Genomic DNA, 25,399 nt, shown 5'->3' on the forward strand with positions numbered 1-25,399 from the left:
TGTTTTTATGGCAATGTACATCATGAAGGGGTTATGCGTGATCGGTATTATCCTGAACGTTGTTCTCATGATCAGGAAGAACAAACAGCTCCGCGCTAACCCGGAGAAAGACCCTGGAACCGGAATGACTGGCGAAGAGCTGTGGCAGAGAGGAAAGAAATATGTAATTCCTACCGCAATCACAGGATTTGTCGCGAACTTCCTTGATACTTTAGGTATCGGATCCTTCGCACCATCATCAGCAGCCTTTAAGCTGACAAAATCTGTTGATGATATTCTTGTTCCCGGAACACTGAATGTTGGCGATACCGTTCCCGTATGTGTGGAGGCTTTCCTGTTCTTCGGTTTCGTAGACATGGATATCCTTACACTGGTACTGATGCTGGTTGCTTCCGTTGTTGGTTCATTCGTAATGGCTGACATCGTAACAAAATTCGACAGAAAGAAAGTTCGTTACGCTCTGTTCATCGGTCTTTTCATCCTGGCTTCCGTTGTCCTGATGAAGACTCTGAACATTGGACCATTCGGTACAACAGGTACAGCTCTCGGCCTGAGAGGTGTAAAACTTGTCATCGCAGTTGTTGGAAACTTCGTATTCGGCGCTCTTATGAGTATTGGTGTTGGTCTGTATGCTCCTTGTATGGCTATGGTACTGGCACTTGGAATGGATGCAGGATGTGCTTTCCCGGCCATGATGGGATCCTGTGCATACCTGATGGCATTCGGAAATGGCCCGAAGTTCATCGCTCAGGGAAGATACGACATGGTTGCTTGCTGGACACAGGCAATCTTCGGTGCGATCGGTGTTTACGTAGCTTACAAATTCGTAAGCAGCCTGCCGCTTAGCGTACTGACAATCGTCATCTGTATCATCGTTTACATCACAGCTTTCCTGTATCTGCACGATGCTATCAAGAAAGGCTCCGCCGCTTAGCCCCCTGTATTTTAGCAGAGTTAAGCAGGTGTCAAAAAACTGAATACAGAATAACAGAAGGGTTTGTGCCATATGGCACAAACCCTTTTACTTTTTCTCTTCGTCCTCTCGCCTGGACGCCATTTTCATCTGGAGCTGCATCCACTTGTTCTTGCATATATTGACAAGCCCCGTGGGCTTCCAAACAAAATCCGCACCTGTTCTTTCCAGAATATAATCGCGAAAAGCCTTTGCCTCCCCCTTCTCAAAAGCGTCCTTGGGGAGTATCAGCAGATCATCCTCATTCATCCCCACAAAATAGGTCCTTTCATCCTCCCAGACACGGTATACATCCTGATATCCTCCCATAGTTTCAATCTTCCCCTCATTTTCAACACGTATCTTTGTGTTGCCAAAGAGGTAAGACAGCTTCTCATTTTCCTTCACCTTGGGATCAGCCTTCATCTGATATACCGCAATGTTCTGCCTGAAAAGAGCCATCGCCACAAGCAGCGCTCCCATCACATAGGAGATGATCACCCCCGGCAGCGCGATCCCGTCAGCGGCAATCGGCAGAGCGATCAGCACAACACCGGCGAACAGCAGATTCATAGTCACTCTCGGGTGCTTCACTCTGTTGTAAAATTTGACATAGGTCTTCATCATGGCCGTGTCACGGACAATATTCACTATGTACTTGTTCTTATTGCGGTCAAGGCCGCTCTCCAGCTCTCTGTTTTCCATCACGCTTCTCTGAAATCCTCCATTCCTTTCACTCAATATACAACATACGTATTATACCATATTCCTCCCCATTTTCCTACAGGCATCCGTTTTCTCTTCCTCTTTGCTTCTACAAAAGAAAAAAAGCACAAATATCGAACTATTTTTCTCGTTTTATAATCTAATTTTTACAAAAATTAATTTTTCAGTTTCTCATCTATTGACAGTATCTATTTACAAATGCTATATTGATAACAACTTAATAAAAATGCAAAATTATATAGCATTTTGCATTTTTATTAGGATATTACAGTCAACTTTTTTGGGTTGCACTTGCAGTTGATCTGATGCCGATCGCTTCCTCCAAGAGCGGTCCTGCACCAGTGAACTACAATTTATATATACTTTTCTCCGTCAAGGAGATACTTTTTCCCCAGCTTTGTATATATACATACAAACTGCAATGCAACGAGGAAAAACCTCTCAATGACATACCAAGAAGAAAGGGCACGACATGAGCAGATGTCGTGCTTTTTCTTTATAAAAATCCCGTACAGGCTATCTCTCCTGCTCCATCTTTCTCATCTTCAGCTTCAGAAGGGCCAGCGCTTTCTTGCAGTCCAGTTCCACCACATTGTTTTCCCCAACTACATTGGTCTCTGTGCCGTCCGCGCTCTTGTTGATGTCGATAATACCGTCCAGGTAATTGTTTGTGACCACAAACTGGGCCACTGTGCCGCTGAAATTCAGCCCCGTCACAGCGATGCCTCTTGTCCCCAGCTGCTCACATGTGTTTGTAAAGTCCACGTCACTGTTTCCCCAGCCATCCGAGGAAATAATCACACCGTCCGCCCGCATAGCCTCTGCCCACACGGCTGTCCTTGTCCCCACAAGCATCTTATCCACATTGTCGTCCGGTGTTCCCACTATAATAATTCCCATCAGATCCACATCTGTATCCTGGGACACAACGTCCAGGAGCGGGTCTCTGAAGTGGTGAAGCGATGTCTCTTTTGTTGAAGGTCCAATACCCATTCCCAGTCACCTCCTACTGCATAGAACGGATGATTCCGTCTCTGTACTCATTGGGCGTGACAAGGATCGGCATATTTCCCATATCGATGATGGAACGACCGCCCTCCACGCCGGATGGCTCCTTCGCGAACAGATGGGTGTCATACATGGCTCCCTGTCCGGCTACCTGCTTCACAATAAGTACTCTCTTCTTTCCAGGTCTCACAATATCGTGATACTCATGCCTCTCTGTGCACTTCTCACCTTTAAATTTCTTCATCTTATCCCGGTATGTCTGGATGAACCTGTCACAGGCTCTGTGAGCCGCTGTCGGGCCCGGGCGCTCCTGGCCCATCCCCTCCTTCAGCGTAACGTCAAAGGAAATGATATAGTCGTCGTCCCCCGGTGTTCCGGCCCGATTCAGATAGAGCTGATCCTTCAGGTTCCCCTCAGAGGAGCCGAACTCGTGGCACTGCTTTCCAACTGTGTCCACGCCTGTCAGGATCACATACACGCCTGTGAGAGTGTGGGTGATACCCTCCCCGATCTTTCCAAGCACCTTTGTGGAGATCGGGATGATGTCCATGATCGTGTTGGTCCAGCGGTCATGGTCGCCCGGCCCTATGATCTGGATGTCGATCTTCTCAAGGTAATCCTTCTCCTCCTCCAGGAGACTGTCCAGCATCTCTTTGCTGACTGTCATATGTCCGTCCACTGTCACATCGTTGTGGTCGCCCCACTCCACATCTGTCATGTGAAATGCCTTGATCACAAGACGCCGCAGATCTTTTACCTGGTCTGCCATTTTTCCACCTCCATTGATTTGTTATTTTTTTATCTTTCTTTTTTTGCAAAAAGGGCAGATGTAAATCTACATCCGCCCTTTTCATTTCTCCTATTTATGCTTTATTTAATATCTGTCAGACATTAAACCTTAGCAGCATATTCGTATGGCAGCGGCACAATCGTTCCAGGTGTAGTGATCTTCTCTAACTGCTCGAGAGTTGCCTTTACGATCTGTGTCTGCTGTTCTACGTTGTTCGGAGCACCAGCGTTAGCGCCCATAGGTACTAACGGAGCTACTGCACGAGGAGTACCGGTCTGACGTACAACCGGAGGAAGAGCTGCAATAATGATTGTAGGAATTCCAGCCTCTTCAATCGCTCTCTGCACCAATACTGCAGAGCGGTGGCAGGTTCCTCAGCCAGCGGTGAGGATTACTGCGTCTACATCCTCTTCTGTGAACATCTTTGCGATAGCCGGACCAGTCTCGTGTTTGAACTTCTCCTGGTTTCCGCCGCCGCCCATGAAGCCTGCATGTACAGGAGCGCATGCTCTGATAAATCCTTCTTTCGCAAGCTCATGAATTCTGTCGATGGGGAACATACAGTTGATGTCCTTGTTAACATCACTGTTGTCATATCCACCGTGTGATACCATCAATTCACTGGATGGTGTTGTGTTCTCAATCTTTCTCCATGTCCAGTCACCGGCAAGATTAAATCTCTCCTGTGATTTTTTGTGAACACCAGCTGCTGTAGCAAGAGCGATAGACATGTCTTTCAGCTCTTTTGTAACAGGTGCCCATACCGGAGGAGGAGTAATAGGAACGAAAATTTCAGATTGTAAACCTTTAACAACCGTTAAACTCATTTTGAAACCTCCTTAATTTTCCATTTGCCTGCGCATCTTTTCCTGATTGCGCCGTTCTTTTTCTATATTGCTGACATATTTCTCATTTACCTCGGGACCGAGCTGTTCCGGAAAACTCATGTTCCATCCAACCTCCTGCCCGACTTTCGGCTCAGTGTCGCAGATGAACATCCTCTTCGGGGCCTTGAAAAATCCAAGACGTCCTTTCAGGTCCACGCTGATGCTGCAGTCGTCAACATCAACCACGACACCCTCCATGTAAATGATCCTGTCGCCATAGTGCAAACGTTCGTTGTTCATCTAACCGCCTCAGATTAGTCGTATTTTTCCTTACGCTTCTGGCTCATCGGCAGGGACTGCTCGTTCTCAACGAGATCAATCTTCTCGCCGTAAGCCTCCTCGATCAGCTCAACGTTTGTAGACTTAACGTTCGGATTCCACTTTCTCTCAGCGGCTTTCACTTCCTCGCCTGCCATAGCTGTCTTCAGCATAGCCAGTGCGCGGATCGCATCCTCCTCACACAGAGTGTTGCATCCGAGAACCTCGTTCTCGATACCGGACTCGGACTTGTTGTTGTCAACCATGTATGTCATGTGCTCGTTACCAACAACGAGTGCGCCCTGTACTGCGCAGTAGGACATTCCAACTACCGGGATGCCTCTCATACCGATCTGCTCGATATGGCTTGCGAAGTCGATATGGTTGTTACCAAAGCCTTCTGTTGTAACGAAAGCTCCGTCAGCATCCATCATCTCAACTGTCTGGCCTACACGCTTGGATACGTAGAACTTCTCAGCGTTGATCTGCGGGCTTCCTACGAATACCACGCCGCAGAGGTCAACTTCCGGATCATGAAGAACCTCAAGTACAAGAGGCTCTCTCCAGTAATGTCTGGACATCTCTTTGGATGCAGGTCCGATACATGTCAGAGCATGGATACATCCGTCAAGAACCTCAAGCGGAGATACGCAGATCGGAACGTTTCCAAGGTCTACGTTCGGTCTTGCGCCAAGAACTCCAACAGGCTCTACAGGAAGGATGAAGTTGTCGTGCATAGCACCCTGTCCCATGATCTCTTTTACGATAACGACTTTCTTCTTGCCGGGACGGCGAACCTGTTTCAGCTCCTCTGTGTCTACTACGAGGCTGTCGTCCAGCTCTTTCATAGCCACACGAATCTCCTGTGTGATGATATCAAATGCTGTGTGAGCAGCGATAGGTCCGCGGCGCTCCATGTTTGTGTGTGCCTGGATCACAACGTTACCTTTGATAAAGATCTCGCCTTTGTCCGGGCATCCCGGGCGTCCCCACATGATGTTCTCGTCAAGATATCCCTCGGAAGAACCGAACTCACCGATCTGAACACCGCCCTCATCTGTACCTGTCAGCATCATAACAGCGCCGTCGATGACTCTTGTCACACCTGTACCGAGGTCAGCATCGCCCTCTTTTGTAGCGATGGGCTGAACGTCCATGATCGTCTCGGAATATGTGTGGTACTGGTCGGGAGTGATGATCTCCAGATGGAAATCTTTTACGAGCTCCTGATCAGCGATCACGTCAGCTTCAATTCCCTCACGGATGTAAAGAGTTGTTCCCTCGATCTTTGTCTCAGGTCCTCTCTTCACCTCTGTGATCTTGTAGTGCTTTCTCGTAAGAGTTCTCACTACCTTCTCCTCAGCCTCTTCTGCGGCTGCCGGTGCGCCTGCTACTGCTGCTCCTGCCGGAACTGCTGCAACTGCTGCGCCGCCGTTTCCAAGAGCTCCAACCGGGATCTCAAGGTCAATGTCCTTGCCCTCTCCGATGTGGATCTTCATAACTCCGCCTGCTGCTGCAACCGGTGCTGCCGCAACTGGAGCTGCCGCCGGAGCTTCCTCCTCTGCCGGAGCCTCCTCTGCCGCCTCTGTAGTCGGAGCCTTTGCACCCTCTACCTTGTCTGCTGTGAGCGGGCAAAGAGAGTCGCAGGTCTCTTTCAGTTTTGCACCTAATACTTCCTCGATGGTAAGGCATCCATCCAGGTTCAGTAACCCTGAATCTACAAGATCGTCAAAGATTGCGGGATCTTCCAGATTAGCTGGCTCGATTGTAATGCCGCCTTCGGCTCTACAACAAAGTACTGCAGGATCATGTGCATGTGCTTTAGCTGTTTCAGCTGTGATTGACATATTTTTTCCCTCCTTGTTTTTTGTTGCAAGGGTATCTCAGCGGATACCCCCAGGATTTTTTTGCCCGCGCTGCGCACGGGCAGGGTGTATATTTGCAGCCGCCGACAAAGAGAAAATACCTCTCACTTTTCACTCTCCTGCGGAAGTATCGGGGTGTCTCCCACAGGCTTTATCCGCGACAGAAATACCGTAAATTCCGGGGCGCAGGCCCCTGTTCAAAAGGTACAGTTAGAAATCAATATCCTGGCTGACCTCTTTTGAGATCCTCAGCGTCCTGTAAAGAGGATGTCCGATGGTCCTCATCACATGGTCTGTCTGGTGGAATACCTTCAGGCCCATCTTCGGCGCGGATGCCATAACTGTGTTGGAGCAGTCAGAGCAGTTGCCGATGATGATGTACTCGCAGCCGTCCTTCTTGAACTGCAGGTTGTTCTTAACCTGTCCGGGACAGTTGCCCGGGCGTAAGCACTTGAGCGGTGCGCCCGGCTTGTTCTCGATAGCCTGCTTACATCTGCAGACAGACACGACGTTGGCGTTCATCTTAGAAGCGATCTCGCGCATGCGCTCCTCGCTGCCGCCGCAGGCACAGACGAGAAGTCCTGTCTTTGCGCCGTGCAGATCCGGGAACTCTACGGTTACCAGGATAGCACCTGTGGTCTTTGTGATCGGCGCGTCCATCTCTGTGGATTTTCCTGTGAAAGCTCCGCCCATGATGATCTCGCCGTACTCGCCGTCGATGCCGCCGGCCTTCTCAATGAGCTCGCCTACGCTGACGCCTACCGGCACATCCATAAATACGTGGGCCTCGTTGCCGCCCACGAGCTTGCCGCGGACAGTCACGTTCTTCGTGATGCAGGGCTTTCTCTCGTCGATGGCCTCCGCCACCTTTGCCACTGTCTCCAGGTTCACGACAACGGATCTGGCCGCTGACGGGAGCTGGGTCGTCGTGAGGTTCACGCCCAGGCACTCTCTTACCACCGCACGCTCCTCGCCCATCGGATAGATGTCTGCCAGGAAGTGCATGGAGATATCAGGTTCATTCTTCAGGGCCGCATCCAGGATCTTGATTGCCTTGTGATGTTTCTTCTTGATAGCGAAGATAGCCTTGTCCGCATTGGTGATCTCCATGCAGTATTTCACGCCGCGGATCACTTTATCCGTCTGCGTCTCAAGCTGCTGGATGTTGTGCTCCAGGCCCGGCTCGCACTCAGCCGCGTTGATCAGGATATAGCTGTGCTCCAGCTTGAAGTCCGCCGGCAACTCCGGGTTGATCTCCGGATCCATCTCTCCCATGGGAGTCTCAGCGAGGTTGATGTTCAGCTTTACGCCTGTGGGGAAACCAGCTCCGCCCATTCCGACAATACCGGCCTCCTTTACCATCTCGAGCTTTGTTCCTTCCTTAATAGGAACGAATTCATCTTTCTGCTCCTCGTCTGGTTTGATGATGATGCGATCGTCTGTCACATCCTCCACCACGCCGTATACACTGGAAAAAATGTTAGCCCCAAGTCCAGTCGGTGTGGCGATCAGCGTGCCCTTCTCTACTTTGTCACCGGCTTTCACGATAGCCGCGCACGGCGCGCCGACATGCTGACGAAGTAAGATCTGTACATTTCCCATGACACTTTTCTCCTTTTCTTCTTTTTTATTAAGCAAAAACAGATACGGTCCTGCCGTTTCCATTTACTTATCGCATCGGACAGTCTCTCGATCTTATAAAAGAAGACTTTCAGGTCAAATCTATAAATTTTATCTATAAATCGCTCCTGCTACTTTTTTAACAGAAAACGAGCATTTTCTGGCGGAGGCATGTGGGAATCGAACCCACCCGGGACGCTCTTAACGCCCCACACTAGTTTTGAAGACTAGGAGGCACACCAGTCACCCATCTACCCCCGTATTCATTTCTCATGCTCATTAACAATAGCACAGCTTTTGTCAGATTTCAAGCCTTTTCTGGACACTTTTATATTAGCAAAAAAACATTGACTTTTCAAGGCATTTCCCCCATAATAGTGGGTAGAAAAGTGAACGGTATACTAGACGAAGTACTAGAATACGGTCTAATCGTTAATTTAACAACGATTTGCTGCTGTTTTCCGTATAAGACACGGAGAGAACATGGGGGTTTTCGATGTGTTTTTATAAAAAACTTATAGGTTTTATCTATAAGGAAACATTTTTTCAATCCTAAGGAGGTAGTAATTATGGAGTTAAAAGCTAATGTTAACTTCGACCGCTTTGAGGCTGCGCTTCAGGTAGTGGACGCCCACACTGAAGGAGAGTTCTGCCGCGTGGTATACGGCGGATTTCCGGAGCCGGAAGGCAACACAATGATCGAGAAGAAGAAATGGATGGAGAAGAACTACGATCAGGTTCGTACCGCTCTTATGTTCGAGCCAAGAGGACACCATGACATGTTCGGCGCCTTCCTGTGCAAGCCAGTCAACCCCGAGGCTTCCTACGGCGTTATGTTCATGGATACAGGCGGATACCTGAACATGTGCGGACACTGCACCATCGGCGCAGTCACCGTAGCTGTTGAGGCCGGCCTGGTTGAGTCCCACGAGGGCGAGAACGACGTTGTTCTCGAGGCTCCCGCAGGACTGATCCGCACAAAGGCTATGGTCAAGAACGGCAAGGTTGAGAGCGTAACACTGACAAACGTTCCCGCTTTCGTTTACAAAGAGAACCAGTCCGTTACGATCGACGGCAAAGAGATCAAGTTCACGATCTCCTTCGGCGGCAGCTTCTTCGCTCTCGTTGACACAGCTCAGCTCGACATCGGCGAGATCAACGGAAAGAATGTTCCCGCTTACTCCGCTCTCGGCATGAAGATCCTGGATGCGATCAGCAAGGAGATCCCTGTAAAGCACCCGCTGCTTGACATCGACTCTGTTGACCTGGTTGAGTTCTACGGACCCACACCAAATCCGGACAAGGCTGACCTGCGCAACGTCGTTATCTTCGGAGACGCTATGGCAGACCGTTCACCCTGCGGAACAGGCACAAGCGCGAAGCTTGCTACCCTGTATCACTGGGGCGAGATCAAAGTCGGCGAGGAGTTCCGCTATGAGAGCTTCATGGGCAGCATCTTCAAGGGCGTGATCAAAGAGACGACAAAGGTCGGCGATTACGACGCAGTCATCCCGATGATCACAGGAAGCGCATACCTGACAGGCGTTGCTACATACCTGATCGATCCCGAGGATCCGCTGAAATACGGTTTCCAGGTTGGTTAATCAATCCTGCCTGCCATTGGCAGATCTGTCCGCGGACAGTCAAGGAGAGCGGTGGGTACCGCTCTCCTTTCTTATTACTCTATACCGGAGCTGTGATTTCCGTAAAAAGACACAGCCTCCCTTCAGACATTCGGAACACCGCACATTTCGCAGAAAGGGATGAGAACATGGCGAAAAAACGGCAGTCCACAAAGAGCCGCATCGTGAAGGCGGCCTGGAACCTGTTCTACAAGAACGGCTACGACAACACGACCGTGGAGGACATCATCAACGCCTCCAGGACCTCCAAGGGAACCTTCTACCACTATTTCAAGGGGAAGGAGGCCCTCCTGAACACCCTGTCCAACCTGTTTGACCAGAAGTACGAGGAGCTCTCCACCGCGATCGACCCGGAGATGACGGTCTACGACAAGCTGCTCTACCTGAACCACGAGCTGTTTTTCATGATCGAGAGCAGCGTGGACCTGCACCTTTTGGCCTACCTGTACTCCTCACAGCTCATCACAAAGGACAAGAAGTCCCTCTCCGACAAGAAGAGATTTTATTTCCAGTGGGTCACCCAGCTGATCCAGGAGGGGCTGGATGCCGGGGAGTTCGCCCCCACCTCCACCGCGGCTGAGCTGATGGACATCTACGCCATGTACGAGCGGGCCCTCCTGTACGACTGGTCCCTGTTCAAGGGTAAGTTCTCCCTGACGCGGAAAAGCGACAAGCTGCTCCCCCATGTGCTGGACACCTTCCGCACGGGGCTCTGAAGCGCAGCTACACCATGCACTCGTGGAGGGCTTCACTCTCAATGCCCGCCTCCTCCATCACGGAGAGGATGGCCTCCCGCTCCGCGGGGGCCGCGCACCAGGCAAGTCCGCACCCGGCGGATATGGACCGGGGCACAGGGATCAGGCGTCCGGGGGCATTTTTGCCCCTGCACGCCTTCTCCATAGCCATGGCATCTGCTGTTGTGTGAAATGTTACGACCAGCTTTAATTCTTTCTTTCTCATTATTCGATCACTACTTCAAAGCAACCGTCTTTCTCTGTTGACACTGCCTTCTTCCCGTGGTCTTTCGCGTATTTCTCCACGTTCATCTTCTGATGGGGCTCGCTGACGAGCACCTTCACCGGCCCGTCTGCATTTTTGAGGGCCTCCGCGGTCAGCATCAAAGGTTCCGGGCAGGAAAGACCTCTTGCATCTACTTCCTTCATATTATTTTACCTTCTTTCCTAGAATAACATATTTACAACTATTTTGCACTCTCTCTTTTATTTGTAAACGCAATGATAAAGCACACGATGATACAGATGATCACCGCCACCTTTCCGGCAGGTGTAGCCGCTCCCGCTACAACCTCTCCAGTCTCCGCGTTGAGGGCTGTGCCGCTGGAGGCAAGTCCCAGGTTGTGGCACAGAGCCGCGCCGAAGAACAGACCCAGAACTGTCACCGCTGAATCCGCAGATCCCTGTCCCGCAAGGACAAGCTGGCGCAGCGGGCATCCGCCTGCCAGTACAGCAGCAAAGCCTACCGCGTACATGCCGAGAATGTTCCACAGGTGCTCGGAGTGGGCGATGATGCCCGGCGTGTCAAAGCCAGGCGTAAAGTTTCCTGTCGCGATGTTGTAGATCAGCATAACAACAAAGAGTCCCACGATCACTGTGAGAAGGTCAAAGTTTTTCATCAGGATCACGTCCCTGATACTTCCCGCAAAGCACATTCTCGACTTCTGGGCAAAGGCGCCGAAGATCAGGCCTCCGATGAGGGAGATAATGATAGGTGCATGCATGCTTCCCGGGCCGCTTGTGCTGGACTTGAGAAGTGTGGTGCACAGTGCAAGCAGCAGGATACCTACCATGATGGCCGGCAGTACCACGCCGCTGGTCTTCTGGGTCTCATGAGCCCTTCCCAGGCTGAAGCCCTTCTTCAGGGCAAAGGCGCCTGTGGCCACGCCGAGGATAAAGCCGATGAGGGCTACCCATGCGTTCAGGTCGCCTGCGGACATACGGATCACCATACGCAGCGGGCATCCCAGGAACACGAGGGAGCCGATCATGATGACCATTCCAAGGATAAAGCGGATCATCGGTGAAGATCCAGCCGTGGAACGGTACTCCTTTGTAGCCGCTGAAATCACAAAAGCGCCGAGAACGATGCCGATGATCTCAGGGCGGGCATACTGTACCGTGTCTGCCTGGTGCATGCCAAGGGCCCCCGCTGTGTCGCGGATAAAGCAGGCGATACAGATCGCCATGTTGGCCGGGTTTCCAAAGTACGCGAGGGCTGCCGCCACAAGTCCGCATACCACCCCTGCCAGCGCAAGTTTTTTCTTTGAGTCTGACAAGTTAAAATTCATTTGTACTTCCTCCTTCTACTCTCATTCACTCAAAAAAACAGATTTACCGAAAGCTCCAGGAACCCACTATTCTTCCTCCTGCGCAAGCTCACGGATGGCTCTTATGGCCGTCTCCACCTCCTCATCAGTGGTGTAGTGGGAAAAGCTGAACCTTACTGCCCCCTGCTCCACCGTTCCCAGGGCCTGGTGCATCAGAGGCGCACAGTGAGCCCCCGGTCTGGTAGAAATTCCATATTCTGTAAGAAGTTCATCGCCAACTTCTGAGGAGTCATAATCACCGATATTGAGGGAGACGATGGGACATCTCTCCCCTCCGGAAAAATCGCCGTACACAGTAACGCCGGGAATATCTTTCACTCCGTTGTAGAAATTCCACATACATTCCTGCTCTCTTTTGCGGATGTTGTCTATGCCTGTCCGCTCAATATACTCCACGGCCGCGTGGAGTCCCGCTATGCCGTGGCCGTTCATGGTCCCCGCCTCCAGGGATGTAGGCATCTGGGCCGGATGAGTCCTGCTGTAGGTCTGGACGCCGCTGCCGCCGCTCTTTAAGGGCCGCACTTTGACGCCCTCCCTCACGTACATACCGCCTGTCCCCTGGGGCCCCAAGAGCCCCTTGTGGCCTGTAAAGCAGAGGATGTCTATGTGCATCTTCTCCACGTCAATGGGAAATACCCCCGCTGTCTGGGAGGCATCCACGATAAAGAGAAGGCCGTGGTCCTTCGCGATCCTGCCCACTCTCTCGATATCCACCAGATTGCCTGTCAGGTTGGAGCCGTGGGTACACACGATGGCCTTTGTCTCCGGACAGATAGCCCTCTCAAAATCTTCGTATTCAACGAGCCCTTTTCTGTCACTCTCTATGATGGTCAGGCGAACTCCCCGCTCCTCCATCTCGTAAAGGGGACGCAGCACGGAATTGTGCTCCAGCATAGTGGTGATCACGTGATCACCGGGATTTAAAACGCCCTTGATGGCCGTGTTCAGGCTCTCCGTGGAGTTGCATGTGAACACCAGCTGTCTGGGATCCTTTCCGCCGAAAAAGTGGCAGAGCTTCTCTCTTGTGTCATATATCGTTCTTGATGCTTCCAGCGAGGCCGAGTGAGCACCCCTGCCGGCGTTCCCCATGGACTGCATGGCAGTCACAACCGCCTGGATCACTTCCTTCGGCTTCTGCATCGTCGTCGCCGCATTGTCCAGATAGATCATCTTCATTCCCCCAATCTGTCTTCTGGCTTCTTTCTTAGTATACTTCTCTTTGCGTCTTTACGTCTAATCGTTAAAATCAATATATAGATTTTATTCATTTGCTTTTTCTATAAATTACACAGAGCCACTGTCCCAACATCATGCCCCTTAAAAAAACGCCCTGTGGCCTTCCACAGAGCGCTTCCGTTTGGTATTTCCGCCTATTTTTCGATGCGATAGATCTCCTTCACAGTCTTGATAAACCGCTGCGCCGACTTGGACAGGGGATGATTTTTGTTGTACACAAGGTTCAGATCCCTTCCCTCGTCCGCCTCTGGGATGGGGAACTCCAGCATGCGGCCGCTCTCCACCTCGTTCTTGGCGGCCAGCCGGGACAGGATGGAGACGCCCATGCCCTGGATGACTGATCTCTTGATAGTCTCCTGGTTGGCGATGCTGGCGATGATATGAAGCCGCTCTGACCGGATGCCCAGGTGCCGGAGCTGCTTTTCCGCCTCCTTGCGGGTGCCTGAGCCCTCCTCCCGCATGATGACGCTCTCCTCCTGTATCCAGTAGATATCGCTTCCCAGCTGTTTGTACTCCCGGTATTTTTCCGTGTTCGGCGTGATGACCACGAGCTGATCCTTGTAGAAGGGAATATACTTGCAGAATTTTTTCTCCAGCACAGTGCCGGTAAAGCCGATATCCACCGAGCCCTCCGCCACCTGCTCCGCCACCTGGCTGCTGTCCGACTCCAGGATCCGGAGCTGCTCGCCGGGATGCTTGGCGTTAAATTTGGCCAGGATGTCAGGGAGAAGGTACTGCGCAGGGATGGTAGAGGCCGCGATAGTCACACATTTCTGCTCCTCCTCGTCGTGTCTGCCGAACTCTTCCTTTATCTTTTCCGTCAGATCCAGGATCTGGCGGGCGTAGGTGTACAGCTTCTGCCCCTCGGGGGAGAGCGCCACCTCCTTTGTGTTTCGCACAAAAACCCTTGTATCCAGTTCTTTTTCCAGAGAGGCAATGTGGGCGCTGATGGTGGGCTGCGTCAGAAACAGCTTTTTTGCCGCTTTTGAGAAGCTGCCGGACTGAGCCACCTCCACAAATGCCTCCAATTGTTTTAAATTCATCAGTATGCTACCCTTTCACTTTCCGCCCCTGTTTTTCTTGTGACCTTGACCGTGTCCATATACTCCAGAATGGGCTTGGCGCTCTTTCTGCTTGTATGGAACATGTCCCGGACCTGGGCGATGGTTATCACAGGCTCCTCCTTCAGCTTTTCGCGTATCTTCTCTTTCGCCTGCTCCATGTAGGATGACAGAGTGTACATCTCCTCTGTCACCTTCACGATCTGCTTTTCCTCCAGAAGGATGTTCAGGATATCATCCTCCACCTCCTGGCTCACTCCCTTCACAGGGATCTCCCCGTACCGGACAAAATCAAACCCGGCCTTCTCCATAGCCCCCAGAAGGGTCTCTGACACCTGCTGGTAGGTGGCGTCCTTACACACTTCGTAATCCGGCGTGCAGAGGAACTCGTCCACCCTCTTTATAGCCTGCTCCTCCTCCAGACGGCTGATAAAGGAGTCAAATACATTGGGCTTCAGCTTCGGAAAAAACGCTGTGTGGATCTGTGCCTTCTTCATGCCGTAGCGGTAGGGATATTTTGCCTCATAGCCTGCAAGCTCCTCCAGGATCCGCTCTCTGGCCCGGGCAGCAGCCTGCCTGTGCCACACGTAGGTGTCCTTTCTCATGGGGAACGTAAGAACTGTCCCCTCCTTCTTAAGCTCCTCCACATCCCGGGCGATCTCCTCCGGGGCAAGGGCTGTCAATTTGGCCAGCTCTGACAGAGTGATCATAGTCTCTCCGTGAGACCGGACATGCATCTCCACCACGTCCGCTGTGGAGCCTGACTCCTTCCGCTCCAGATCCTCGATGACCTGCTGCTGGAAGCGCCTGTGTACTGAGGGATTGGGCTCCAGGATCACGCCGCCTCCGATGGTCTCCATAGGCGAGTAAAACCGCACCACAAACTTGTCCCCCTTCTTCACGGCAAGCTCCTCCTCCAGGCGAAGCTGCACGTAGCCGCTCTCTCCCGGTCCGATCTCCTCCTTGTCCAGGAGCACCGCACGGCAGAGGATCTCGCTCGTGCCGGTGAAGAGGTGGAGCCTTGTGTGGTTGGTCAGCACCCGCATGGAGGAGTCCAGGATCCGCATCTTCACATCCAAAAGATCCGTGTTCTTCATACTGTCAGGCGGTGCCAGGACACAGCCTCTCCTGATCTCCCTCTTTTTGATATTGGACAGATTGATCGCCACCCTCTGTCCCGCATAGCACTTGTCCACGTCCTCGCCGTGAACCTGTATGCTGCGGATCTTGCTGGTCTTCCCGATGGGATACATCTCCAGCGTGTCTTCCTTTGTGATCGTGCCGCTGAGCAGGGTTCCTGTGATGATGGTGCCAAAACCGGAGAGGGAGAAAGCCCTGTCAATGGGCAGACGGGGGATCGTGGAGGTGTCCTTTTCCTCCACCTCTTCCTCCGACATTCTCTGGATCACCTCCACCAGATGGGGAAGGCCCTCTCCCGTGGCTGCGGACACCCGCACCACCGGCGCCTTCTCCAGGAAGGTTCCTGCCAGCTCCTCTTTGATCTCTTCCTCCACAAGCTCCAGCCAGTCCTCCTCCACCAGGTCGCATTTGTTCAGGACGATGATACTCTTCTCAATACCCAGCAGATTCAGGATGTCCATGTGCTCCCGGGTCTGGGGCATGATGCCCTCATCCGCAGCCACCACAAGAAGAACCAGATCCATGCCCACCACGCCGGCCACCATGTTGTTGATGAACTTCTCATGTCCCGGCACGTCAATGATACCCGCCCGGTCTCCACCCGGCAGATCAAACCAGGTAAATCCAAGGTCAATGGTGATCCCCCGGCGCTGCTCCTCCTCCCACCGGTCTGTGTTTCTCCCGGTGAGGGCTTTTATGAGTGTGGTCTTGCCGTGGTCGATGTGGCCCGCTGTTCCGATGATAATATGCTTCACTGTTCCGGCACCTCCAGTTCCTCAAGCTCGCCAAGCTCCCGGGCTGCCAGGGCTGCGTCCTCCGCTGTCACGGTCCGCATATCCATGAGGATCGTATCATTGACCACTCTGGGGATGATGGGCACCGGCAGGCGACGCATCCGCTCCTCCAGCTCAGGCACAGTGACGCTCTCAGGGGAGATGGACACGCCCCAGCTCTCCAGCCTCTCCAGGGGCAGAGAGCCGCCGCCGATCTGGGACTGGCAGGGGACCACCTGGATCTTCGCGGCCAGGTGCAGCCGTCTTAGCTTCCTGGCAAAGGAGTCCGCCGCCTTTTTCACCTCACCGGCAGGCTGGGTGATCATCCGAAGGACCGGCACATTGCGGACGGCCTTCTCCTCTGACAGATACTCATGGAGCACCAGCTCCAGGGCCGCGGCTGTAAATTTGTCGATCCGCAGCGCCCTGGTGAGCTGATTTTTCTTCATCATATCGATATATTTCTTCTTTCCCACGATGATGCCGGCCTGGGGGCCTCCCAGAAGCTTGTCCCCGCTGAAGCTGACCACGTCCGCCCCCTTTGCTATGGAGCTTTGCACCGTGGGCTCGTATGTAAGCCCGTATCTGGAAAGATCGATGAGCACGCCGCTGCCCAGATCCTCGATGACAGGGATATCCTTCTCCCTGGCCAGGGGGATCAGCTCATCGATCTCCACGGTCTCTGTAAATCCAACGATCCGGTAGTTGCTCGTGTGGACCTTGAGGAGAGCCCTGGTTTCCTCTGTCACCGCCTCCTCGTAGTCGGCCAGATGGGTCTTGTTGGTGGTCCCCACCTCCACCAGAGTGGCGCCGCTTTGCTCCATCACATCGGGAATACGGAATTTTCCTCCGATCTCCACCAGCTCACCCCTGGAGACTACCACCTCTCCGCCCCTGGCAAGAGAGCTCAGGATCAGCATGACCGCCGCCGCGTTGTTGTTGACGGCCATAGCCGCCTCAGCCCCCGTCAGGCGGCACAGAAGCTGCTCAAAGTGGGAGTACCTCTCCCCTCTTCTTCCCGCCTCCAGATTGTATTCCAGGTTGGAGTACCCGCTCACAAGGTCCGCGGCCTTCTTTAAGTGCTCCCCGGAAATGGGGGCCCGGCCCAGGTTTGTGTGCAGGACCGTGCCAGTGCCGTTGATCACCTTTCTCATATTGGGCGTGTTGATAGCTCTGACCCGGTCTTCAATATCCTTTTTGAGGCTCTCTGTCTTCTGCCGGGCCTCCTCCTCATCCTGGCAGGCCCCGATAAAGGCCCGCAGGGCATCTGTCTCAGACCGGATCGCCTCCATGACGGTCTCCCGGCTGTAGGCTTCGACCAGCCCCTGTATCTCCTCATCCGCCAGCAGAACATCCACCTTGGGTATGCTGCGGTATAACTTGCTTTTATCCATATTCCCTTCCTCGCATCCTGTTGGATCGGATCACTGGATCCTACCCTTAAATCTGACCATCAGGACAGGACGATCAGCTTATCGCTCTTCGGTCCCACCTTCCCGATCACGGATACCTTTGTATCCATATGCGCATGCTCAAAGTCGCGCATCACATTTTCCAGATCCTCCGGCGCCACAGACAGGAGCAGGCCGCCCGATGTCTGCGGGTCATACAGAAGATCCAGATAGTGCTCCTCCACGCCCCCGGTCTCCACCTTCTTTATGGAGTAGCCTCTGTTCTTATATGCCCCGGCGGGCACAAGCCCCATCTTGGCATAGTCTATGGCATCCTCCATGTAGGCGATGTCGTGGACGCGAAGCTCAAATGTCACCTCACTGGCCTCGGCCATCTCCACACAGTGGCCCAGAAGCCCAAAGCCCGTAATGTCCGTGCAGGCAGATACATTGTACCTCTCTGCCACTTTTTTTGCCTTCTTGTTCAGAGACGCCATCACAGTCTGGGTCTCCCGTATAGCGGAGGGAGACGCCATCTCGGCCTTCACAGCCGTGTTGACGATACCGCTTCCGATCTGTTTGGTGAGCACCAGCACATCCCCCGGCCTGCAGCCGTAATTTTTAAAGATCTTCTGGGGATGCACGAAGCCGGACACACACAGGCCGTACTTGGGCTCGTCGTCCTGGACAGAGTGTCCGCCCACAAGGACAGCTCCGGCCTCCTTCACCTTGTCCGCTCCCCCTGCCAGTATGTCGCCCAGGATAGCTGGGTCAAGGCAGTTGGGAAATCCCACGATATTTAAGGCCACCGCGGGCTCGCCGCCCATGGCCCACACATCGCTTAGGGAGTTGGCCGCCGCGATCTGCCCGAACATGTATGGGTCGTCCACAATCGGCGTGAAGAAGTCCACGGTCTGGATCATGGCTATATCGTCTGTCACCTTATAGATAGCTGCGTCGTCGGACGTCTCTATGCCGACGATCAGGTTGTCGTCTTGAAATTTCGGCAGCTTGCTCAGAACCTGAGCAAGGGTCTCCGGACCTATTTTGGCCGCTCAGCCCGCTGTCTTGCTGAGCGTGGTCAGTCTGACATCTGATTTCATAATAAAATATCCTCCTTTAGCCTGCCTCCCTTATGGGCGCAGGATCTTGGCAGCGCCGGCCATCGTCTCCACGATGCTGTACATATTTGTGACAGATCCGACTGCCAGCTTCTCCTTCAGGCCATAGTAGTCAAGGCATGTGCCGCATGTCTGGATCTCAACGCCCTGCGCCTCCAGGGATTTCAGATCCTCAAGACAGTCTGATCCCTCGCAGGTGAGCGTGGCGCCGCCGTTATAGAATAACATGGTTTTGGGCAGTTCCTCAAGCTGTGTCACCGCGAAAATGAAGCTTTTTGCCAGAACCTTGCCCAGCTCATCGTTTCCTGAGCCCATCCGGTCGGATGACATGACGACGATCATGTTGCCCCTCGCGTCCGGGATGCAGGCTGTGTCATCGGCTGCGTCCGCTGCCGCCGGAGCTCCCTCCATCTGGATCGTCACCTTGTACTCGCCCTCTCCCAGCTTCTCGGAGGTCACCTTGCCGCCGCTTGAGGAAGCCATCTTTGTCACATTCTGTACAGAAATCTCATTGTCTACCAGAACCTCGATGATCTCCGGGCCTGTCAGGGCCTGCATAGCCTTCTTTGTCTTGATGACCGGTACCGGACACTTGTCTCCCATTGCATTTACTGTGATCATACTGTATTCCACCTTTCTTTTGCGGGTCCACGCCCACTTATAGAAACATTCTATCACTGATAGTGCAAAAGGTAAAGGTCATACACGTAATATTCCACAAATTTCAGAAACATATTCCCGTTGGAATTGAAGGCTTGTCCAAGGTATGCTATAATTCTCCGCGCAACGTATTATTAATGTATGATCAAACAAGAAACGAGGTTGAAAATATATGTGGATTGCTGACAACTGGAAGGATTACGAGGTGCTGGACTGCAGCCGGGGAGAAAAGCTGGAGCGCTGGGGCGACTATCTCCTCATCCGGCCGGATCCCCAGGTCATCTGGGACACTCCGAAGACACTGAAGGGCTGGAGAAAGTGCAACGCGCACTACCACCGCAGCAAGAAGGGCGGCGGCGAGTGGGAGTTCTTTGACCTCCCATCCCAGTGGACCATCCACTACAAGGAGCTGACCTTCAATCTGAAGCCCTTCAGCTTCAAGCACACAGGGCTCTTTCCGGAGCAGGCCGCCAACTGGGACTGGTTTTCTGAAAAGATCCGGCGGGCGGGCCGCCCCATCAAGGTGCTGAACCTTTTCGCCTACACAGGGGGAGCCACCCTGGCCGCTGCCGCTGCGGGCGCCTCGGTGACCCACGTGGACGCCTCCAAGGGCATGGTCACCTGGGCCAAGGAGAACGCCGTCTCCTCCGGGCTGAAGGACGCCCCCATACGCTGGCTGGTGGACGACTGCACCAAGTTCGTGGAGAGGGAAATCCGCAGGGGCAACCACTACGACGCCATCATCATGGACCCGCCCTCCTACGGCAGGGGACCCAAGGGGGAGATCTGGAAGATCGAGGAGTCCATCCACCCCTTTATCAAGCTGTGCACAAAGGTCCTGTCAGACAATCCCCTCTTTTTCCTGGTAAACTCCTACACCACAGGGCTGGCCCCGGCTGTGCTCACCTACATGCTGAGCACGGAGCTGAAGTCCTTTGGCGGGCATGTACAGTCCCAGGAGATCGCTCTTCCTGTGACGGCCTCAGGGCTCTTTCTCCCCTGCGGCGCCTCCGGCAGATGGGAGGCTTAAGGCGAGCCGCCAGGGATCGTTCAGGAAGAAAAGGACATGATTATAGCACAATAAATTGTTTTTTTTGCACTTTCATATTTTTCTTTTTGAAGCTGTTGTTTTTCTCTCCTTTGTCTGCTACATTGGAGACATGATGAATGTAAAGATATTAAAAGACAAAGAAGAACTGAATACTGTCGCCCCCTTCGAGATCACTCATCTTCTGTGGGGCACCTCCTCCATTCCCCGCACCTGCTTCTATATCGGGTTTGTGCCGGGGGATGGATTTTATGTGCGCATGGTATGCGAGGAAAAGGATCCAAGGAGAACCTATCAGTCCTACCTGGACCCGGTCTACCAGGACAGCGCCATGGAGGCCTTCCTTCTGTTTCCCCAGAAAGAGGACGCCTCCGGCACCTATCTGAATTTTGAGATCAACGCAAACGGCGCCCTTCTCGCCGGCTACGGTCCCTCCCGGACCTACCGGTCCTTTTTTTCCAGAGAGGAGGCCGAGCAGTTCCAGGCCAGGGCCGTGATCGAGGAGGACCGCTGGAGCGCCCTCTTCCACCTCCCGCTGTCCGCGCTGGAGCGGGTGTATGGGCCTATGAAGCTGGAAAAGGGCAGCACCTTTTACTGCAACTTTTACAAGATCTCGGAGTCCAAGGACATTGAGCACTACGCGGCCTACGCTCCCATCACCTCCCCGGTGCCCTCCTTCCACATGCCGGAGTACTTTGCGGAGGCTGTTCTTGTCTGAAACGATTGATTTCACATCCATAGAAAAGAAAATATGTTTTGAGGAGGTTTATCCAAATGAAAATCTACAAAGCTACCGACTACCGCGACATGAGCCGCAAGGCGGCAAATATCATTTCCGCTCAGATCATCATGAAGCCAGACTGCGTGCTGGGACTTGCCACAGGGTCCACTCCCATCGGCACATACGAGCAGCTGGTGGACTGGTACAAAAAGGGGGATCTCGACTTCTCCGCAGTCACCACCGTAAATCTGGACGAGTACAAGGGACTCTCCAAGGATAACGATCAGAGCTACTACTATTTCATGCACCACAATCTTTTCGACCACGTAAACATTCTTCCGGAAAACACCCATCTTCCGGACGGCACAGAGCCTGACAGCGACAAGGAGTGCGCCCGCTACGAGAGGCTGATCCAGTCTCTGGGCGGCGTGGACCTGCAGCTCCTCGGCCTGGGCCACAACGGGCACATCGGCTTCAACGAGCCAGGAGAGGCCTTCGAGAAGGAGACCCACTGCGTGGATCTCCAGGAGAGCACCATCGAGGCAAACAAGCGCTTCTTCGCCTCCGCCGACGATGTTCCCCGTCAGGCCTACACAATGGGCATCAAGACCATCATGCAGGCCAGGAAGATTCTTGTAGTCGTAAACGGAGAGGGAAAAGCGGATATCGTAAGGGACGCCTTCTTTGGTCCGGTCACTCCCGCGGTTCCGGCTTCCATCCTTCAGATGCACAACGATGTGACTCTGGTAGCTGACGAGGCCGCTCTCTCAAAAATGCCAAAGCTGAAATAAAAAGGCAGACCGGACCGGTTCACGGTCCTCTGGCAAACAGAAAAAGCATGGACAGGAAGTATCTCTTCTGCTGCCCATGCTTTTCTTTTGTCCCATTTTGTCTTATTTTGTCTCGCTTTTTCCCGCTCTTTCAGGCCTTCGCCTGCGGCTTCAGTCCTTCCAGGATCCCTATCACTTCCGTCAGGTCCTGGCACACCCGGAAAGCCAGTCTCTTTAGCTCCTCATCCGGCTGCACCAGATCCGGCACCATGACTGCCGCCATGCCGGCGGCGGATGCGGACCGGATGCCGTTGGGGGAGTCCTCCAGAGCCATGCTCCGCTCCGGCGCTGTGTCCAAAAGGCTGCAGGCCTTCCGGTAGATCTCCGGGTCGGGCTTGGCGTTCTCCACCATATCGCCGAACATAAATCCGTCGAAAAAGGAGTAGATCCCACCCCGCTTCAGCATGTAGGTGGAGTGCTCCCTCCTGGAGGAGGTGGCCACCGCCATTCTGTATCCGTTCTCCTTTCCATAGGAGAGGAGCTCCCGGACTCCCGTCTTCAGGGGCACGCCCTCTGTCTCCTCGATCTGCCTGTAATACCTTCTCGTCCTCTCGGCGAATTCCTCCATGGGAAAGTCCGGGCCAAAGACCCTGTGAAAAAATTCCGTCCTGCTCTTCAGGTTCATGCCCAGAGTGTGGTAGATCTGCTCTCCCACCTGTCCTGCTCCCAGCTCCTCTCCGGCCATGTTCCAGGTTCGCTGCACAACTCGTTTTGAGTCAAACAGAAGTCCGTCCATGTCAAACACCAGGGCTTCTATACTCCCCGGCCTTTCGGCGCCCATCAGAATTCAATCCCCTGTCCCAGGGCATCCTTCAGATAGCTGGTGACATCCTCCAGCTTCTGGATCATCTCCTGCTTCTCCTCCCAGGCTTCCCCTTTCATTTCCTTGTTCACAAGTGCGTTTTTTACGTGTTTCAGTTCACGGATCAGTTCTTCTGTCATAACAGCGTCTCTCCTTCGCTCATCGTTTTTCCCGGGACGGAAGACCGTTGTCAGCCAGTCCCATTTCCCGCTTCAGCGGTTCATCGGGGATATCCTTTGCCTCGTCCACTCTCCTCCAGAAATGGGTGAGGGCAAAGGCTGTCCGGCTTCCAAAACGGAGTCTTCCGATCTCTCCGTTCATCCCAAGGCTTCTTGTACCAAGCCAGTATTCTGTGAGCATCCAGCACACCGCAACCAGCGCTGCCGCAAAAAGAATGATCAAAAGAATTTCTCTCGTCATAGCTTCCGCCTCCCTTCTTGTCTTTGCTATAATTGTAGTTCCTTTTTCTGTATTAGTCAATTATTTATCTGATAATTATTGTTTTTATTTTCGTTTATTACACTCTTTCCTCCGCCACACTGATCCGCACCGCATATTTTGCACCGGCATATTGCAGGATACAGTTTTGTCTGAAAGTGTTATAATAGAGACGTCGGCAAAAGTGCGGCTTTGGCTGACAGACATCCAGGCGCCCGTCAGCGGCGCTGTATTTTCAGAAAGGAATGACAACATTGAACAGACTAACTATCTACATTCTGAAGCGCTATCTGCTCCTTCTTGCAGGCCTGGCCATCATGGCCTTCGGCGTGGCCTTCTCCATCAAAGCGAGCCTTGGCACTTCTCCCATATCAAGCGTACCCTATGTGGTCAGCCTTTTCTCTCCCCTGACTGTGGGGACAGCCACCATCGTCATGCACTGCTTCTTTATCCTCCTGCAGATCCTGATCCTGCGGAGGAACTATCATCCCATCCAGCTCATGCAGCTCCCGGTGGCCTTTTTCTTCGGCTATCTGACGGACTTCGGCGTGTGGGCCGTGCAGGGCATCTCCTGCCATACATACTGGCAGCAGTGGATCGTCTGCCTCATCGGTATCCTGCTGGTGGCTGCCGGCGTCAGCCTGGAGGTGAAGGCCGGCGTGGTAGTGCTGGCCGGAGAAGGGGTGGTGCTGGCCATCTGCAGGGCAATCCCCTCGCTCAAATTCGGCTACATGAAGGTGGGCTTTGACGTGATTCTCGTCATCATTGCCTGTATCTTATCCATCAGCTTTACCGGCCGCCTTCAGGGCGTCCGGGAGGGAACCGTGGCCGCGGCCGTCATGGTGGGGCTCATCGCCAGACAGTTCGGCAAGGTGCTGGCCAGATGGAAGCTGGAGGATGAGCAGAGCGCGTAAAGCACTGACCGGGACGGGGACGGGCAGGCTGTGTAAAGGTTTTTATGGACGGATCTTAGCGCAAAATGTATAATCAAAGTATCTTTACCAGGAGACTGTAAATCAAGAAAAATCTATGAAAGGACGGACACTGCCATGAAATGCCCTTACTGCGGTCAAGAGACCCCCGACGCCTCCACCTTCTGCGCTGAGTGCGGCGAAAGGCTGGACGACATGCCCCTGGATCCCTCCCTCGATTTTCCGGAGGACCCGGAGGAACAAAAACCCCGGGGAAAGAAAAAAATGCCCCTGCTGATAGCGGCCGCCGCGGCGGTGCTGGTGCTCGCCATAGCCGGAGCGGTATTTTTCTTCACACGCACTCCCGGGGACAGCTCCTCCAAAGGCGGCCAGACTGCAAAGACAGAGGATGCCGCGGAAAATGACACGGAAGCTGAGGACGGGGCTGACCCGGAGACAGAGGAGAAGCCAGATCCCTCTGACGCGGATTTCAACCTGACTACCGGAGGCCAGCTCCGCCTGGAGGGGTATGTCAGGAGCGCAGCGGGGAACCAGAAGCTCCTCCGCTGGGATGACGGGCTTTCCTTTTACGGGAGAAATTCGGATGGGACGGAGATCCTTCTGGAGGATATAGACAGGGCCTCCATCGATGACTCCCTGCTCCCGGAGGGCATGCTGGATGAGCTCAGCTCCAACCAGAAGATCCGGGTTGACGGACAGATGTACATTGACAGCAATGAGCTGTACATCATGCCCTATGAGATTTCCGACAGGGACGGGAAGGATCTGATCACAGCTTACGAGAAGAGTCGGATGGGATCCGAAGACGACTCTGCCTCCTCTTCTATTTCTGCCAGCGGCGGTTACATTCTTCCACAGAGCAGCACCCGGCTTCTCACGGAAAAGGACTTAAGCGGCCTGTCCCTGAAGGAGATCAACTATGCCAAAAATGAGATTTACGCGCGCCACGGACGGATGTTCCATTCCCGTGAGCTTCAGGATTATTTCAACGGCCAGAGCTGGTACAGCGGGACTGTCTCCCCGGAGGACTTCAGCGAGTCTGTCCTGTCCGATGTGGAGAAGCAGAACGCGCAGTTCCTCTCCAGCGCGGAGTTCTCCATGGATCCGAGCGGCTACCAGCTTGATGCAAACTGAGGCAAAAGGCGCAACTCTC

26 protein-coding genes, 1 tRNA gene and 1 pseudogene are annotated in these 25,399 nt (G+C 53.4%); 8 read left to right on the forward strand and 20 right to left on the reverse strand.

Annotation, left to right across the window (positions count from 1 at the left end):
• Positions 1-7: 7 nt before the first annotated feature.
• Positions 8-934 (forward strand): permease, encoded by a 927-nt coding sequence (locus tag H7U36_RS02620; RefSeq protein ID WP_243425689.1) that lies wholly within the window; start codon positions 8-10, stop codon positions 932-934.
• An 87-nt stretch (positions 935-1,021) separates the two neighbouring features.
• Here H7U36_RS02620 and H7U36_RS02625 read toward each other — a convergent pair whose 3' ends face one another.
• The 8 genes from H7U36_RS02625 to H7U36_RS02660 all read right to left on the reverse strand — a co-directional run bounded on the left by H7U36_RS02625 (position 1,022) and on the right by H7U36_RS02660 (position 8,365).
• Entirely contained in the window at positions 1,022-1,657 is a 636-nt protein-coding gene (locus H7U36_RS02625; protein ID WP_243426680.1) for a YcxB family protein, read from the reverse strand.
• 537 nt (positions 1,658-2,194) lie between these two features.
• The gene (locus tag H7U36_RS02630; protein ID WP_138302823.1) at positions 2,195-2,671 is read right to left on the reverse strand and encodes a glycine/sarcosine/betaine reductase component B subunit; all 477 of its coding nucleotides are present in this window, start codon (positions 2,669-2,671) and stop codon (positions 2,195-2,197) included.
• A 13-nt stretch (positions 2,672-2,684) separates the two neighbouring features.
• The gene (gene prdD, locus H7U36_RS02635) at positions 2,685-3,455 is read right to left on the reverse strand and encodes a proline reductase cluster protein PrdD (protein WP_205155663.1); all 771 of its coding nucleotides are present in this window, start codon (positions 3,453-3,455) and stop codon (positions 2,685-2,687) included.
• A 122-nt stretch (positions 3,456-3,577) separates the two neighbouring features.
• The gene (prdB, locus tag H7U36_RS02640) at positions 3,578-4,303 is read right to left on the reverse strand and encodes a D-proline reductase (dithiol) protein PrdB (RefSeq protein WP_205155664.1); all 726 of its coding nucleotides are present in this window, start codon (positions 4,301-4,303) and stop codon (positions 3,578-3,580) included.
• A gap of 12 nt (positions 4,304-4,315) precedes the next feature.
• Complete coding sequence (locus tag H7U36_RS02645; protein ID WP_205155665.1) at positions 4,316-4,603, reverse strand: CBO2463/CBO2479 domain-containing protein; 288 nt, start codon at positions 4,601-4,603, stop codon at positions 4,316-4,318.
• 14 nt (positions 4,604-4,617) lie between these two features.
• Positions 4,618-6,468, reverse strand: a complete 1,851-nt coding sequence (gene prdA / locus H7U36_RS02650; protein ID WP_205155666.1) for a D-proline reductase (dithiol) proprotein PrdA — start codon at positions 6,466-6,468, stop codon at positions 4,618-4,620.
• Between the two features lie 228 nt (positions 6,469-6,696).
• Positions 6,697-8,088, reverse strand: a complete 1,392-nt coding sequence (prdC, locus tag H7U36_RS02655) for a proline reductase-associated electron transfer protein PrdC (protein ID WP_205155667.1) — start codon at positions 8,086-8,088, stop codon at positions 6,697-6,699.
• Between the two features lie 179 nt (positions 8,089-8,267).
• Positions 8,268-8,365: transfer RNA gene (locus H7U36_RS02660), tRNA-Sec, on the reverse strand.
• A 310-nt stretch (positions 8,366-8,675) separates the two neighbouring features.
• On the opposite strand from H7U36_RS02660, the gene H7U36_RS02665 reads away from it, so the two are divergent.
• Together H7U36_RS02665 and H7U36_RS02670 are read left to right on the forward strand one after the other, a co-directional pair.
• Positions 8,676-9,710 (forward strand): proline racemase family protein, encoded by a 1,035-nt coding sequence (locus H7U36_RS02665; RefSeq protein ID WP_205155668.1) that lies wholly within the window; start codon positions 8,676-8,678, stop codon positions 9,708-9,710.
• A 167-nt stretch (positions 9,711-9,877) separates the two neighbouring features.
• Positions 9,878-10,465: a TetR/AcrR family transcriptional regulator gene (locus tag H7U36_RS02670; RefSeq protein WP_205155669.1), complete on the forward strand. Its 588-nt coding sequence runs from the start codon at positions 9,878-9,880 to the stop codon at positions 10,463-10,465.
• Positions 10,466-10,472: 7 nt separating this feature from the next.
• Here H7U36_RS02670 and H7U36_RS02675 read toward each other — a convergent pair whose 3' ends face one another.
• The 9 genes and pseudogenes from H7U36_RS02675 to yedF form a co-directional block, all read right to left on the reverse strand.
• Positions 10,473-10,709, reverse strand: coding sequence for a putative Se/S carrier protein (locus H7U36_RS02675; RefSeq protein WP_205155670.1), 237 nt, complete (start codon positions 10,707-10,709; stop codon positions 10,473-10,475).
• Positions 10,709-10,912 (reverse strand): sulfurtransferase TusA family protein, encoded by a 204-nt coding sequence (locus H7U36_RS02680; protein ID WP_033124760.1) that lies wholly within the window; start codon positions 10,910-10,912, stop codon positions 10,709-10,711. Before H7U36_RS02680 ends, H7U36_RS02675 begins: the two co-directional genes overlap by 1 nt.
• 38 nt (positions 10,913-10,950) lie before the next feature.
• Entirely contained in the window at positions 10,951-12,054 is a 1,104-nt protein-coding gene (yedE, locus tag H7U36_RS02685) for a YedE family putative selenium transporter (protein ID WP_033124759.1), read from the reverse strand.
• Positions 12,055-12,120: 66 nt separating this feature from the next.
• A pseudogene (locus H7U36_RS02690) lies at positions 12,121-13,290 on the reverse strand (aminotransferase class V-fold PLP-dependent enzyme); the annotation flags it as partial.
• A 173-nt stretch (positions 13,291-13,463) separates the two neighbouring features.
• Entirely contained in the window at positions 13,464-14,372 is a 909-nt protein-coding gene (locus tag H7U36_RS02695) for a selenium metabolism-associated LysR family transcriptional regulator (RefSeq protein ID WP_138302819.1), read from the reverse strand.
• Positions 14,372-16,285 carry a selenocysteine-specific translation elongation factor gene (gene selB, locus H7U36_RS02700; RefSeq protein WP_205155672.1) on the reverse strand — a complete coding sequence of 638 codons (1,914 nt, stop codon included), beginning with the start codon at positions 16,283-16,285 and terminating at the stop codon, positions 14,372-14,374. Before selB ends, H7U36_RS02695 begins: the two co-directional genes overlap by 1 nt.
• Positions 16,282-17,697 (reverse strand): L-seryl-tRNA(Sec) selenium transferase, encoded by a 1,416-nt coding sequence (gene selA / locus H7U36_RS02705; protein WP_138302818.1) that lies wholly within the window; start codon positions 17,695-17,697, stop codon positions 16,282-16,284. The genes selB and selA overlap by 4 nt, the downstream gene beginning before the upstream one ends.
• Positions 17,698-17,756: 59 nt before the next feature.
• Complete coding sequence (gene selD / locus H7U36_RS02710; RefSeq protein ID WP_081957945.1) at positions 17,757-18,797, reverse strand: selenide, water dikinase SelD; 1,041 nt, start codon at positions 18,795-18,797, stop codon at positions 17,757-17,759.
• Positions 18,798-18,827: 30 nt separating this feature from the next.
• On the reverse strand, positions 18,828-19,436 hold the full coding sequence (gene yedF, locus H7U36_RS02715) for a sulfurtransferase-like selenium metabolism protein YedF (RefSeq protein ID WP_191429187.1): 609 nt from the start codon (positions 19,434-19,436) through the stop codon (positions 18,828-18,830).
• Positions 19,437-19,647: 211 nt separating this feature from the next.
• On the opposite strand from yedF, the gene H7U36_RS02720 reads away from it, so the two are divergent.
• From H7U36_RS02720 to nagB, 3 genes are all read left to right on the forward strand, one after another.
• The gene (locus H7U36_RS02720) at positions 19,648-20,505 is read left to right on the forward strand and encodes a class I SAM-dependent methyltransferase (RefSeq protein WP_205155673.1); all 858 of its coding nucleotides are present in this window, start codon (positions 19,648-19,650) and stop codon (positions 20,503-20,505) included.
• 130 nt (positions 20,506-20,635) lie between these two features.
• Positions 20,636-21,241: a carbohydrate-binding family 9-like protein gene (locus H7U36_RS02725; protein ID WP_243426674.1), complete on the forward strand. Its 606-nt coding sequence runs from the start codon at positions 20,636-20,638 to the stop codon at positions 21,239-21,241.
• A gap of 56 nt (positions 21,242-21,297) precedes the next feature.
• Positions 21,298-22,035, forward strand: a complete 738-nt coding sequence (nagB, locus tag H7U36_RS02730; RefSeq protein WP_033124751.1) for a glucosamine-6-phosphate deaminase — start codon at positions 21,298-21,300, stop codon at positions 22,033-22,035.
• Positions 22,036-22,165: 130 nt separating this feature from the next.
• On the opposite strand, the gene H7U36_RS02735 is transcribed toward nagB, so the two are convergent.
• Genes H7U36_RS02735 through H7U36_RS02745 form a run of 3 tightly spaced genes read right to left on the reverse strand, consistent with a single transcriptional unit; the run spans position 22,166 to position 23,296 of the window.
• The gene (locus H7U36_RS02735; RefSeq protein ID WP_205155674.1) at positions 22,166-22,855 is read right to left on the reverse strand and encodes an HAD family hydrolase; all 690 of its coding nucleotides are present in this window, start codon (positions 22,853-22,855) and stop codon (positions 22,166-22,168) included.
• Entirely contained in the window at positions 22,855-23,016 is a 162-nt protein-coding gene (locus H7U36_RS02740; protein ID WP_171031491.1) for a hypothetical protein, read from the reverse strand. Before H7U36_RS02740 ends, H7U36_RS02735 begins: the two co-directional genes overlap by 1 nt.
• Positions 23,017-23,035: 19 nt before the next feature.
• Complete coding sequence (locus H7U36_RS02745) at positions 23,036-23,296, reverse strand: hypothetical protein (RefSeq protein WP_138302815.1); 261 nt, start codon at positions 23,294-23,296, stop codon at positions 23,036-23,038.
• A 263-nt stretch (positions 23,297-23,559) separates the two neighbouring features.
• On the opposite strand from H7U36_RS02745, the gene H7U36_RS02750 reads away from it, so the two are divergent.
• Together H7U36_RS02750 and H7U36_RS02755 are read left to right on the forward strand one after the other, a co-directional pair.
• Positions 23,560-24,228, forward strand: a complete 669-nt coding sequence (locus H7U36_RS02750; protein WP_033124748.1) for a YczE/YyaS/YitT family protein — start codon at positions 23,560-23,562, stop codon at positions 24,226-24,228.
• Between the two features lie 135 nt (positions 24,229-24,363).
• Complete coding sequence (locus H7U36_RS02755; protein ID WP_191493745.1) at positions 24,364-25,380, forward strand: YARHG domain-containing protein; 1,017 nt, start codon at positions 24,364-24,366, stop codon at positions 25,378-25,380.
• Positions 25,381-25,399: the final 19 nt, after the last annotated feature.

It is taken from the genome of Faecalicatena fissicatena, assembly GCF_016900595.1.
GTDB lineage: Bacteria > Bacillota > Clostridia > Lachnospirales > Lachnospiraceae > Claveliimonas > Claveliimonas intestinigallinarum.